Source organism: Virgibacillus ainsalahensis (assembly GCF_055380755.1).
In genome coordinates, this window is record NZ_AP043943.1 from 467,969 (window position 1) to 481,325 (window position 13,357).

At 40.8% G+C, this 13,357-nt stretch carries 14 protein-coding genes; 13 read left to right on the forward strand and 1 reads right to left on the reverse strand.

Going from position 1 to position 13,357, the window contains the following annotated elements:
• The first annotated feature begins 297 nt into the window (after positions 1 to 297).
• The 13 genes from ACZ427_RS02100 to ACZ427_RS02160 all read left to right on the forward strand — a co-directional run bounded on the left by ACZ427_RS02100 (position 298) and on the right by ACZ427_RS02160 (position 12,709).
• Complete coding sequence (locus ACZ427_RS02100) at positions 298 to 588, forward strand: TIGR04104 family putative zinc finger protein (protein WP_461179156.1); 291 nt, start codon at positions 298 to 300, stop codon at positions 586 to 588.
• 212 nt (positions 589 to 800) lie between these two features.
• The gene (locus ACZ427_RS02105) at positions 801 to 1,946 is read left to right on the forward strand and encodes an acyl-CoA dehydrogenase family protein (RefSeq protein WP_461179155.1); all 1,146 of its coding nucleotides are present in this window, start codon (positions 801 to 803) and stop codon (positions 1,944 to 1,946) included.
• A gap of 118 nt (positions 1,947 to 2,064) precedes the next feature.
• A complete protein-coding gene (locus ACZ427_RS02110; protein ID WP_461179231.1) occupies positions 2,065 to 3,216 on the forward strand; it encodes a thiolase family protein in 1,152 nt (383 codons plus the stop codon).
• A gap of 105 nt (positions 3,217 to 3,321) precedes the next feature.
• On the forward strand, positions 3,322 to 3,627 hold the full coding sequence (locus ACZ427_RS02115) for a hypothetical protein (RefSeq protein ID WP_461179154.1): 306 nt from the start codon (positions 3,322 to 3,324) through the stop codon (positions 3,625 to 3,627).
• A 30-nt stretch (positions 3,628 to 3,657) separates the two neighbouring features.
• Complete coding sequence (locus ACZ427_RS02120; protein ID WP_461179153.1) at positions 3,658 to 3,921, forward strand: hypothetical protein; 264 nt, start codon at positions 3,658 to 3,660, stop codon at positions 3,919 to 3,921.
• Between the two features lie 460 nt (positions 3,922 to 4,381).
• Positions 4,382 to 5,173: a gluconate 2-dehydrogenase subunit 3 family protein gene (locus tag ACZ427_RS02125; RefSeq protein ID WP_461179152.1), complete on the forward strand. Its 792-nt coding sequence runs from the start codon at positions 4,382 to 4,384 to the stop codon at positions 5,171 to 5,173.
• A gap of 24 nt (positions 5,174 to 5,197) precedes the next feature.
• A complete protein-coding gene (locus ACZ427_RS02130) occupies positions 5,198 to 6,925 on the forward strand; it encodes a GMC family oxidoreductase (protein ID WP_461179151.1) in 1,728 nt (575 codons plus the stop codon).
• A 46-nt stretch (positions 6,926 to 6,971) separates the two neighbouring features.
• Positions 6,972 to 7,178, forward strand: a complete 207-nt coding sequence (tatA, locus tag ACZ427_RS02135; RefSeq protein ID WP_461179150.1) for a twin-arginine translocase TatA/TatE family subunit — start codon at positions 6,972 to 6,974, stop codon at positions 7,176 to 7,178.
• A 30-nt stretch (positions 7,179 to 7,208) separates the two neighbouring features.
• Positions 7,209 to 7,772 carry an SCO family protein gene (locus ACZ427_RS02140; RefSeq protein WP_461179149.1) on the forward strand — a complete coding sequence of 188 codons (564 nt, stop codon included), beginning with the start codon at positions 7,209 to 7,211 and terminating at the stop codon, positions 7,770 to 7,772.
• A 438-nt stretch (positions 7,773 to 8,210) separates the two neighbouring features.
• Positions 8,211 to 8,996 (forward strand): aminoglycoside nucleotidyltransferase ANT(9), encoded by a 786-nt coding sequence (gene ant(9), locus ACZ427_RS02145; protein ID WP_461179147.1) that lies wholly within the window; start codon positions 8,211 to 8,213, stop codon positions 8,994 to 8,996.
• A 91-nt stretch (positions 8,997 to 9,087) separates the two neighbouring features.
• Complete coding sequence (locus ACZ427_RS02150; protein WP_461179146.1) at positions 9,088 to 9,741, forward strand: class I SAM-dependent methyltransferase; 654 nt, start codon at positions 9,088 to 9,090, stop codon at positions 9,739 to 9,741.
• A gap of 352 nt (positions 9,742 to 10,093) precedes the next feature.
• Positions 10,094 to 10,855, forward strand: a complete 762-nt coding sequence (locus tag ACZ427_RS02155) for a gluconate 2-dehydrogenase subunit 3 family protein (RefSeq protein WP_461179145.1) — start codon at positions 10,094 to 10,096, stop codon at positions 10,853 to 10,855.
• A gap of 108 nt (positions 10,856 to 10,963) precedes the next feature.
• Positions 10,964 to 12,709, forward strand: coding sequence for a GMC family oxidoreductase (locus ACZ427_RS02160; protein WP_461179144.1), 1,746 nt, complete (start codon positions 10,964 to 10,966; stop codon positions 12,707 to 12,709).
• A gap of 187 nt (positions 12,710 to 12,896) precedes the next feature.
• Here ACZ427_RS02160 and ACZ427_RS02165 read toward each other — a convergent pair whose 3' ends face one another.
• The gene (locus ACZ427_RS02165; protein ID WP_461179143.1) at positions 12,897 to 13,154 is read right to left on the reverse strand and encodes a hypothetical protein; all 258 of its coding nucleotides are present in this window, start codon (positions 13,152 to 13,154) and stop codon (positions 12,897 to 12,899) included.
• Positions 13,155 to 13,357 lie beyond the last annotated feature (203 nt).

Here is a 13,357-nt window from a genome sequence, read left to right on the forward strand (position 1 = left end):
ATTTTGGAGGCAGATAAGAGTTTTTTATATTCTACAAATTAAATGCCAATCCCTGCATTATTAGTCTGCAAAGCAATATTTAGACTTAAATTAACACCCAATATCTTACTGTAAATGGCAGAGTGACAACAATTATTGTCATTCTGCCATTTGTTATGCTAAAAAGATTGCTATTTGATGTGTTAATTTCCCTGTAAGTAAATTTAGAATTAACAATAAATACGTTATAATGAATACAAGAGTTTGTGAAGAGATGTTTTCACCACTAACGATACAGGACGGAAAGGGGATGTTTAAATGCCAATTTGTCAGAATTGCGGTGAAAAATGGACTTGGAAACAAACGATTAAAACATTATTCAGGTTGAAATGCCCACACTGCTATAAAAAGCAATATGAGTCAGCATCATCCAGACTGAGAAGTAGCGCATTATCTTTTCTTCCATTAGTAGTAATACTACCAATTAACGTTCTGTTCGATTTTTCAGTTAGTACGGCACTCATTATTGGTGTTATTTTTATTTTCTTTATATTTGGTTTATATCCGGTTATTTTAAAGTTGTCCAACGAAGAAGAACCTTATTGGTAATGAAGTGGGACGCGGGGACAGGTTCATTGTCCCGGCAGATAAAAGGTTAGATTTTACTCAACCTGGGTGCAAGACCTGCCAGCTTCTTTTTTTATAGATTTGCTTTTGTTTGTTCCGGTCTCATGCGTTTGCACAAAAAGGAATAATCTCCTCGCTAAATCAAAAATAAGTGGGACGATGGACCTGTCCCTGTGTCCCAAGGAGGTCTTTACATGGAAGGGTCTTTGTTTAAGGAAGAGCATGATATTTTTCGTCGCTCGTTACGGAAGTTTCTGGAGAAGGAAGCTGTTCCTTTTTTTGATCAATGGGAAAGCGATCAGCAGGTTCCGAGGTCTTTTTGGAAAAAGGCAGGGGAACAAGGTTTTCTTTGCCCATGGGCGGATGAAAAATACGGGGCTTTTGGAGCCGATTTTGGTTATTCTGTTGTGATTAATGAAGAATTTGAGAGGATTGGAACAGCAATGGTCGGGTTTGGTCTCCATAACGATATTGTGATGCCTTATATCGAATCCTTTGGCACAAAATCCCAGAAGGAACGCTGGCTGCCTGGAGCGATAACTGGTGATTTGATTTCAGCGATTGCGATGACAGAGCCGGGAGCAGGTTCGGATTTGGCCGCCATCAAAACAACTGCAATCAGAGATGGTGAGGAATATGTGATAAATGGGGAAAAAACATTTATCACCAATGGGTATTCGGCAGATTTAATTGTGGTTGTTTGTAAAACAGATCCTCAAGCTGAACCGGCGCATAAAGGAATTAGTCTGTTTGTTGTTGAAGCGGATACTCCAGGATTTACAAAGGGTAAAAAGCTTGAGAAGGTGGGTCAGCATGCAAATGATACGTGTGAACTCATTTTTGAGGATGTTCGTGTTCCTGCCGATAATTTATTGGGGGAGAAAGGGAAAGGTTTTTATTATTTGATGGAAAAGCTGCAGCAAGAGCGATTATTGGTAGGGATTCAAAGTGTCGTAGCAGCTGAAACCATGATGGAGCTAACGGTTGATTATGTAAAACAACGAAAGGCATTCGGCCAAAGTATCAGCCAGTTTCAAAATACCCAGTTTAAATTGGCGGAGATGAAAACGGAAATTCAAATCGGCTGGACGTTCATCAATCGATTGATAGAGGACCATGTTTCGGGAGAAAATGTCGTAACAGAAGTGTCGATGGCGAAATGGTGGACGACGGATCTGGCAAAGAAAGTGGCAGGGGAATGTATGCAGCTGCATGGGGGCTATGGCTATATGGAAGAGTATGAGATTGCGAGAAGGTATCGCGATGTAGCAGTTTCATCGATTTATGCAGGCTCTAATGAAATTATGAAAGTCATTATTGCAAAAAATATGGGGTTATAAAATTCGCTAATTTTTGTAAGGGTTTACAAATGTTGTGAACTGGAAGGTCGTGATCAAACATGCGGTATAACAGGCTTGATTATGGAATGAAAATTGATGAGGGGAAGGGATGGTAATGATGCGAGAAGCAGTAATCGTAGAAGCAGTCAGAACACCAGTAGGAAGACGTAATGGGGCTTTGAGCGGAATTCGTGCAGAGGATTTGGCAGCTAAGCCATTAGAGGAAGTTGTTAAAAGAGCAGGTATCTCATCTGAGTTGGTGGAGGATGTGATATATGGCTGTGTGTCCCAAGTGGGAGAACAGGCTTTTGATATTGCAAGACAGGCAGCGTTAATTGCGGGATATCCAGTGGAGGTTCCAGGGACAACCATTGACCGCCAGTGTGGGTCGAGTCAGCAGGCTGTGCATTTTGCTGCACAGGCAATTATCAGTGGAGATATGGATGTTGTGGTGGCAGGTGGGATAGAGAATATGTCGCGTGTGCCGATGGGCTCGAATATGCAGGGCGTCCAATTGAGTGAGGCGTTAACTTCTAAGTATGAAATCATTAATCAGGGGCTGTCTGCAGACCGAATTGCCGATAAATGGGGCCTCAGTCGTGAACAAATGGATGAATTTTCATTGGAAAGTCATGCGAAGGCGGTTAGTGCCAGAAGTGATGGTCGTTTTGAAAGAGAAATTATGCCATTGGACGTTACACTTCCTGATGGAACGCAAACTGTCGTAAAAGATGATGAGGGGCCTAGAGACAATACAAGTCTTGAAAAGCTTGGCGGACTTAACCCTGCGTTTAGGGAAGATGGAAGCATAACAGCTGGAAACTCCAGTCAGATCAGTGATGGTGCTGTAGCACTCCTATTAATGTCACATGAAAAGGCGGAGGAACTCGGGTTAAAGCCTCGATTCCGCGTGGTTGCCCGCGTTGTTGTTGGTTCTGATCCGACGTTAATGCTGACAGGGCCAATTCCTGCAACGGAAAAAGTTTTGCTAAAAGCTGGACTCTCGATTGATAATATTGATATTTTTGAAGTCAATGAGGCATTTGCTTCTGTACCGCTAGCTTGGCTTAAGGAAACCGGTGCCGATTCGAAAAAACTGAACCCAAATGGTGGTGCGATTGCACTTGGACATCCACTTGGAGCCAGTGGTGGTCGACTCATGACGACAATGCTGCATGAATTGGAACGAACAGGTGGACGCTACGGACTGCAAACCATGTGTGAAGGACATGGTATGGCAAATGCAACAATTATTGAGAGGCTGGATTAACAGTTCGGGGGACGCAGGGACAGGTACCTTGTCCCAAGGAGGGGAGCACCGGCTTGATGGTGATGTTTTATAGGATTCGGGTGATGCTCACCGGCTCGGGGGGCGATGTTTGGCGGTATTCGGGTGATGCGCACCGGTTTGAGGTTGATGTTTCACTGGATTCGGGTGATGCTCACAGACTTGGGGGCGATGTTTCGAAAGATTCGGGAGATGCTCACCGGCTTGAGGGTGATGTTTCATAAGATTCGGGTGATGCTCACAGACTTGAGGGTGATGTTTCATAAGATTCGGGTGATGCTCACAGACTCGGGGGTGATGTTTCGAAAGATTCAGGTGATGAGCACCCGCTCGAGGTTGATGTTTCACAAGATTCGGGTGATGCTCACTGGCTTGAGGTTGATGTTTCACTAGATTCGGGTGATGCTCACTGGCTTGAGGTTGATGTTTCATAAGATTCGGGTGATGCTCACAGACTTGGGGGCGATGTTTCGAAAGATTCGGGTGATGAGCACCGGCTTGAGGATGATGTTTCATAGGATTCGGGTGATGCTCACAGACTCGGGGGCGATGTTTCGAAAGATTCGGGTGATGCGCACCGGCTTGAGGTTGATGTTTCATAGGATTCGGGTGATGTTCACTGACTCGGGGGCGATGTTTCGAAAGATTCGGGTGATGCGCACCGGCTTGAGGTTGATGTTTCACTAGATTCGGGTGATGTGCAACAGCTCGTTTCGACTCATTCTCTTATCTTTCATTTTTTCGGAATTCACTCATGCCCTTATGCAATAAAGAGAAGCAAATACCCTGCATTCGGGGTATTTGCTTCTCTTTGTCCCAGTTTGCACTCGTGTATCTACATAATAAAAGGAGAAATCTTCTCTCTAAACCAAGGAGAGAGGTGGGACGATGGACCTGTCCCTGTGTCCCCCCTGAATAAACTATTTTCATATTTGATCATTAAAAGAATATATCAATCATATAAAATTAAAGAGGGAGTTCTTCTTATAGCGTTTAGGATAGATAGCATGAAATAGAGGTGATCTAATTCATTTAAAAGAGCATATATATAGGATGATTCAGGGGAGGGACATGCATTCCTGTCAATAGAAAGAGAATCTTATTCTTTTAGTTTCGTTATTTATAAATGACGGAGAGGAGAAGAAACATGACAGATAACAAGAATAATGAAAATAGTAATGCACCATCGAACGATTCGAACAAAGAGCAGGACTTGAGTCGCCGTAAATTTGTCAAGGGTACTGGATTGGTACTTGGCGGGCTAGCTGGGGGCTCTGTTCTTGGAGGATTTTTTACTAATCAATTTAATACGGAACCAACAATAGAACCTGCTAGTGACAATAATCAGAAGGATTATACCGAAGCGCGGATGTTTATTACGCGGCTTGAAGATTTTAAAGCTTTGGAGCAGGCTACCGAGTGCATTTATCCTGAGGATGAGAATGGTCCTGGTGCGATTGAGTTAGGAGCTCCTTATTTTATCGATAGACAATTGGCTGGGGAATGGGGTGTAAACAGCAAAGAATATATGAAAGGCCCTTTTGTACAAGGTAAAAACATTGAGAATTACGGATATCAGTCCAGGTTAAATAGAGGGGATATTTTTATCTTTGGGTTAAGAAAACTGAACGAGATTAGTCAGAATAAGGTGGAACAGAATTTTTATGATGCTGAGAAAGAACAACAAATTGAAATTTTAACATCATTTGAAAACGGTAACGTCGATATGGTTGGGGTTAAGTCTGATATTTTTTTCAGCTTACTTAGAAAGATGACCTTAGAAGGGGTTTATTCAGATCCGCTTTATGGTGGTAATAAAGACATGATGGGATGGAAAATGAGGGAATTTCCAGGTCCAAGACCTGCTTATATTGATGTCATTGAAGAAGAAGAATTTGTACAAATGGATCCTATTAGTTTAAAAGACTTTCAACAATAGTTTATTTTTTGTGGAGGTAATATAATGGCTGAAAAACTGGATAAAGTAGATGTTGTGATTGTTGGTACAGGCTGGGCTGGTGGTATTGCTGCTGCAGAACTTACCAAAAAGGGATATAAAGTTGTTGGGTTAGAGCGCGGTGAAGAGAAGACATTAGAAGATTACAGGGGCGTTAAAGATGAATTACGTTTTAAATCCCGTCACGAAATGATGCAGAATTTATCTTCAGAAACAATTACTTCTCGAACTAATTCGGATGTGACAGCGTTACCCGTTAGAACACGGGATGACATGATAGTCGGAAATGATGTAGGGGGAGGAAGCACTCATTGGTCGGGTGCAACTTTCCGTTATTTACCCTATGATTTTGAGGTGTACAGTAAGACTGTTGAACGGTATGGTGAGAAAAAGATACCTGAGGGAATGACGCTGCAGGATTGGGGAATAACCTATGATGAAATGGAAAAATATTATGACCGTTATGAAAAGACTGCTGGAATATCTGCCGAAGAAAACCCAATTGGACCCGAGCGATCTGATAGCTATCCGAATCCTCCAATGGTTGAAACGCCAAATATCCGTTTATTCAAGGAAGCAGCAGCTAATCTAGGTTACCATCCGTATCAACATCCTTCAGCTAATAATACCGAAACATATGAAAACCCTGATGGCGAAACGATTTATCAATGCCAGTACTGTGCTTTTTGTTCGGCATACGGATGTGATTTTGGTGCGAAAGCAGACCCTATTGTAACCGTTTTGCCAACGGCTACTAAAACGGGTAATTATGAAGTTCGATCCCGTTCTTACGTTCGCCGGGTAATCTACGACGGAGAGCGAGCTACTGGTGTATTATATGTGGATACAAAGACTGGAATGGAATATGAACAACCTGCTGAAGCTGTGGTCTTAGCCGGATTTACTTTTACAAACAGTCGGTTATTAATGTTATCTGAAATTGGAAAACCCTATGATCCGGAAACTGGTGAAGGTGTAATCGGAAAAAACTTTACGGGGCATCTGGCAGTCACATTTAAAGGAGTTAGAGGTTACTTCAACGATCGCAAATTTAATCTTCATATGGGAGCAGGTGCATTAGGAGCTACTTTCGATGACTTTAGTGGGGATAATATAGATCATACGGATTTGGATTTTCTTCATGGTGGGGAAGTAGAAATTAGACAATATGGAGATGCACCTATTTCCAGTAATCATGTTCCAAGTAAAACGCCAGCATGGGGGAAAGAATTTAAGGAAAACTCCTTGTATTATGCTAATCGAAATTTACATGTTAGATTTCAATCTGCTATTTTACCTTGGAAGCAAAATTATTTAGATTTGGATCCGACATACGTCGATGATTTTGGTGACCCACTCCTGCGTATAACTTATGATTACACGGATCAGGATGTTAAGTTAAACCGATATGGACAGAAAATATGCAAAGAAGTGATGGAAGAAATGGGAGCAGATATTATTGATGAGGACGAGATCCCGGAGAAATTTAGTAATACTTTCACTGGTGGACACTATGCTGGGGGAGTCATTATGGGAGATGACCCAGAGAAATCAGCAGTGAATAATTACTTGCAGATGTGGGATGCAGAAAATTTATTTGTTGTGGGTGCATCAGCATTTCCTCATTTCGGTAATTATAATCCAACAGGTACGGTTGGAGCGTTAGCTTATCGCGCTGCAGAGGGAATAGAGAAATATTTAGACGAGGGTGGTCTTTTGGTGGAAAAGAAATAATTTTATGTTTTAGAATCACTACTATTTAATGAATGGGGGAGGTATCATGGGACTGGCACAGATTGGGATTCCGGGTTTAATTCTCATCGTCCTGTTGGCTCTTATTATTTTCGGTCCGAAAAAGCTTCCGGAAATAGGCAAAGCAGCTGGACAAACTTTGCGTGAATTTAAGAGTTCAACAAATGATTTGATTGATAGTGATGAAGAAACAAAAAGTAAGGATGAGAGTGAGACAAACGTTTCAGATACGTAATGAAATGTTGTGCGAAAAAGGAAGATAGATATGAAGATATTAAAAGTTCTCTTTATTTTTGGGGTTTTATTTCTGGCTGCTTGTAATGACAAAATAGATACGAATATGTCCGAACCTATGGCTGACTTTGAATTTGAAACACAAGATGGTGAGATGTTGAGCTTGGACGATCTTGAAGGTGAATGGTGGATAGCAAATTTTATGTATACAAATTGTCGTACAATTTGCCCGATGACAACTGCTAATTTGGCAGATGTGCAGCAAAAGTTAAAACGAGATAGTCTTAGCCCGCAAATTGTTTCATTTAGTGTAGACCCGGCTTATGATACACCGGACGTTTTGAAGGAATATGCACTGGGTTATGGTGCAAATTTGGAAACATGGGACTTCTTGACAGGTTATGAATTTGAAACGATCCAACATATATCAGAAAACACGTTTAAAATTGCATTGCAAAAAGGAAGTGCAAATCAAAGATCTCATGGATTTAGTTTTTATTTAATAAATCCTGATGGGCAAATTGTTAAAAAATATGACGGCATGGGGTCTGAAGAACTTGAAATGCTTGTAGATGATATGAAACGTGTATTGTAGATGTTTGAGATTTGCTGAGAAAAAGCCGGCTTTCAACAATGGCTCTAGAGGATGCAAAAACTTCCATAAAGCAGACGATGCAGGCTTTCCAGGATTCCGAATATGTGGCCTCGTCCGTGATGGGACGCAGGGACAGGTACCTTGTCCCAGGTGGTTAGGGTTGAAGATTAGAATTTGCTTTTTTGTGTAATCGTTTCGACTCATTCTCTTATCTTTCATTTTTTCGGAATTCACTCATGCCCTTATGCAATAAAAAGAAGCAAATACCCTGCATTCGGGGTATTTGCTTCTCTTTGTCCCAGTTTGCACTCGTGTATCTACATAATAAAAGGAGAAATCTTCTCTCTAAACCAAGGAGAGAGGTGGGACGATGGACCTGTCCCTGTGTCCCTTGTGTTAAAATTTAAGCATGATATTGATTCGAGGAGTTTGTAGTCGATGAGCGATTTGAATAATGAAATAATACCGAAGCAAGCGATTCAAGCACTAAGAATTCTAGAGGAGTTGCTTGGCAGAACGGTAGTCGGGGTATTTCTATTTGGTTCTGCAGTAAAAGGTGGCTTGCGTATTAACAGTGATGTAGATGTCCTAGTGGTTGTAGATCATGGTTTATCTAAAATAACTCGAAGGAAACTAACAGATAGACTAATGCTTATATCTGGAAAGATAGGAAATATAGATTCTATGAGGCCACTTGAAGTCACGATTATAAACCGTGAAGATATTGTACCCTGGCAATATCCACCAAGAAATGAATTTATCTATGGCGAGTGGTTTAGGAATGAATTTGAGGAAGGACAAGTCCAGGAAGCAACTTATGACCCTGATTTAGCTATTGTTTTAACACAAGTAAGAATGAATAGCGTTTCTCTTTTTGGTCCCGATGCTTCAGATATACTTGATCCGGTGCCGATGACAGATATTCGAAGAGCGATGAAAGACTCTTTGCCGGGATTAATGGAGGGTATCAAGGGTGATGAGCGTAATGTAATTTTAACCTTGGCCCGAATGTGGCAGACAGTGTCTACTGGTGAAATCTCTCCAAAAGATGTGGCTGCACTATGGGCTATGCCTCGGTTACCTCAAGAACATGCCGTCATACTCGACTTAGCCAGAAAAGCCTATCGAGGAGAATATGTTGATAAGTCGGAAGGACATGACTCCGAGGTGACAGCACTCGTTAACCATATGAAAAACGCTATAGAGTCTTATCTTAGTATCTGAGAATGACCTGGAAATCCTAAAAAGTTTATAAAAAGGTGACTGTTGAGTGACAAATTAAAAATGCTTGATGGTCAGGATTAGGAGGAACATTTTGTTAAATAATAAGGGATTTAATTTATGGGCAGACCATTATGATGAGACAGTACAGGTAAGCGAGGAAACCCAATCTTACCCATTTGCAGGATATAAAGAAATATTAAATCAGATATTTAATGAAGTGATGCAAAAGGATAAATCACAGGTATTAGATATTGGTTTTGGAACAGGAATATTAGCAAGTCGTCTATATGATAACGGTCATCAAATTGATGGGATAGATTTTTCTTCAAAAATGATGGAAATAGCTAACGCTAAAATGCCTAAAGCTAGATTAATGGAGTGGGATATTACTAAGGGGTTGCCTACAGAGGTACAAAATAAAAAATATGATGCTATTGTTAGTTCATATACATTGCATCACTTATCTGATGAAAAGAAAATCATTTTTATAAAAGATTTGCTAAAGTCATTGAAAGACGATGGAAAACTTCTTATTGGTGATGTTGCTTTTCAAACGCGCAAAGAATTAGAAAATTGTAGAGAAGAACACGTAAATGATTGGGATGAAGATGAGTTTTATTTTGTTGCTGATGAACTTCAAGCATCAATGAAATTCTGTAAATCCAGCTTTTATCCTCTATCACATTGTGGCGGAGTATTTGTTATTTCTGGGACGCAGGGACAGGTAACTTGTCCCAGGGAGTAAGGCTCAAGATAAGAATTTGCATTTTTGTATAATTGGTTCGACTTATTCTCTTTTCTCTCATTTTATCAGAATTCACTTATGCTTTATGCATGCAATAAAAAGAAGCAAATACCCTGCATTCCAGTGACTAAGAATGCAGGGTATTTGCTTCTCTTTGTTCCAGTTTCCACTCGTACATCTACATAGTAAAAGGAGTAATCTCCTCTCTAAACCAAGGGGAAAAGCGGGACGATGGACCTGTCCCCGTGTCCCCAGAAAGATCTGGATTAAATGTATAATTTTTCTAAGTTGCGTCATGCTAAGAACGAAAACAATACATATATTTACAGTCTAAAGTCAAAGGAGTGTACATATGTCAGATAAAAACAAGGATAATCATTCACGTACTGATTCCTCGATCAGTCGTCGTTCATTTATGAAAAAAACGGGTCTTGTTACCGGAGGAATTGTTGGTGGTGGGGTGCTTGGTGGCATTATCGGAAACCAATGGAAAACGGATTCTTCCAATGAACAAGTTAAAAATCAAGGAAAGCAAGAATTTGATGAAGCCCGTATGTATTTTAGTCGTAAGGAGGACTTTGATATCTTGAGCGCAGCAACAGAAAGAATCTACCCTGAAGATGAGAATGGCCCCGGTGCCATTGCTCTGGGAGCCCCGTACTTTATAGATAAACAGTTGGCAGGACAATGGGGGTACAATGCCAAGGAATATATGTACGGGCCTTTTCAAAAAGGAGAGCCTGAACACCAATATCAATCAAGTATGGTACGGAATGAAATATTTACGGCTGGAATTCGCAAAATTGATGAGGTGAGTAATGAAAAACATGGCGATTCGTTTGTTAATTTGGAGGAGGAGCAGCAGAATGCAGTGCTGAGTGCTTTTGATAACGATGAAGTTGACATGCGCGGTGTACCTTCATCAACTTTCTTCTCGTTGTTGAGACAAGCAACCATCGAAGGCTGCTATGCGGATCCGCTTTATGGTGGAAATCGAAATATGGATGGGTGGCGTATGAAGGAATTCCCTGGAGCTATCCCGGCGTATATAGATGTGATTGAATCGGAAGAATTTGTCAAAATGGAACCGATGAGCCTGCGTGACCATCACTAGCATTGTATTTGAAAGATGAACAAAAGCTAACAAAAAAGTAGATATGAATGTAATCAATTGTATTCGAAGCTGGTAGATTTGCGAATACTAATAAATAGGAGTGATTAAATGGCGGAAAAATTGGACAAAGTTGACGTTGTCGTTGTAGGAAGTGGATGGGCAGGTGGTCCAATTTGCGCAGAACTGGCAAAAGCAGGGAAAAAGGTTGTTTGTTTAGAACGGGGGGAAGAGAAAGCAATCAAGGATTATGTCCATGTTAAAGATGAACTGCGCTTTTCAACCCGTTATGAAATGATGCAAAATTTATCCAAGGAAACGATTACGTCTCGACATAAAAGAGATATAACGGCGCTTCCTGTTCGTACACAGTCACAAATTCTGATCGGTGACGATGTCGGGGGCGGAAGTGTTCATTGGGCAGGAGCTTCTTTTCGATTTTATCCTTATGATTTTGAAATATATAGTCAGACGGTTGATAAGTATGGCAAAAATAAAATTCCTGAGGGCATGACACTTCAAGACTGGGGGATTACTTATGATGAAATGGAACCCTATTATGATCGCTATGAAAAAATAGCAGGTATTTCCGGAGAACCAGATCCTCTAGGGCCACACCGGTCAGATGATTTTCCGAATCCTCCCATGAAAACATCGAAATCGATTCGTTTATTTAAAAAGGCGGCAACGGATCTGGGTTACCATCCTTATATGACACCGTCAGGAAATGTTACAGAGACTTATGAAAATCCTGATGGCCAAACAATTGGTCAATGCCAATATTGTGCTTTTTGTTCAGGGTATGGATGTGATTATGGTGCGAAGTCGGATCCGCTTGTGACTGTTCTTCCTACTGCTGAAGAAACTGGAAACTTTGAAATGCGAGCGAGATCTCATGTTCGTCGTGTGATTCATGATGGCAAACGTGCCACTGGCGTTATGTATGTGGATACAGCAACAGGTATTGAATATGAACAGCCTGCAGATGTTGTCGTTCTTGCTGCATTTACATTCGCAAATAATCGTCTTTTATTATTATCAGATATTGGCACACCTTATAACCCGAAAACTGGACAAGGGGTTATCGGGAAAAATTTCACGGGACATTTTTTATCATTATTAGGTGTCAGGGGCTTTTTTGATAATGAAAAGTTCAACACCTTTATGGGGGCAGGATCTTTAGGTGCAACGGTACCGGATTTCGTTGGAGAGAATTTTGACCATAAGGATGTCGATTTCCTTCATGGTGGCATGGTGGAAATCAGGCAGGATGGCTATCGGCCAATAGAGAATAATCATGTTCCAGAAGGTACACCATCATGGGGGCGTGAGTTTAAAGAGAAATCTCTATACTATGCGAATCGTCATTTGTTTATCCGTTTTCAACAGCCGACATTGCCCTGGAAGTTTAATTATTTGGACCTTGATCCAACCTATACCGATTTCTATGGGGACCGTCTTCTGCGGGTGACAAACGAGTATACCGACCAGGATACGAAGCTTATGCGTTTCGGTATGGATAAGTGTAGAGAAGTGATGGAAAAGATGGGTGCAGATTTTATTGTGGAAGACAAAATAGACAAGGTATTCCAAAATGATTATTCGGGATCCCATTTTGCTGGTGGTGTCATTATGGGGGCAGATCCCAACACTTCGGCTGTGAATAATTATTCACAAATGTGGGAAATGGATAACTTATTTGTTGTAGGAGGTTCTGCATTTCCCCATTTTCCCGCCTTTAATCCAACAGAAACAATAGGAGCGATGTCTTATCGTGCTGCTGAAGGCATTGAAGAATACCTGAATAACGGCGGTGGTTTATTGGTAAAAGGAAATGATATGAAGAAAAATGCATGAGGCTACATTAAGTGAAACATAACGACATGCCTTTCACTTCAATCCTGTAGATAAGCAAAAAGCTTGGGTTTTTCCCAAGCTTTTTGCTTTACCGATTTTTCCTATCAGCCTTCGTGATGAAAAGGCTAAAACGTTGGAAAAGGAAGCAATATTTTAGCATAGCGAAGCAGTTTATTATATATTTTTCTTAACGGGTTTGGTCATACTTATTATCTTGATCTTCACCTACATCTTCTGGATTGTCTTTGGGATCTTTTTCCTCGTCGATCCCCTTATCTTTGATATCATTATTTAATGTGTCTGCACTTTCTTCCACATCCACCTCATTTCCCGTGTTATTATCATCTTCAGCTTCTTTAGTGTTGTCAGAGTTGTCCGTATTGCAAGCAGTTAATATACTTAGTGCAAATACACATGATAAAACACCGAAAAATATTTTTTTCATCTCAATAGCCTCCTTCTTCTTTCATTGGTTACGGATAGTTTGTCCTTAAGCGGGCATTCACATTCACCTATTGTTTAAGTGGATGGGACGCAGGGACAGGTTCCTTGTCCCAGGTGGTTAAGGTTAAAGATAAGAATTTGCATTTTTGTATAATCGGTTCGACTCATTCTCTTTTCTCTCATTTTATCAGAATTCACTTATGC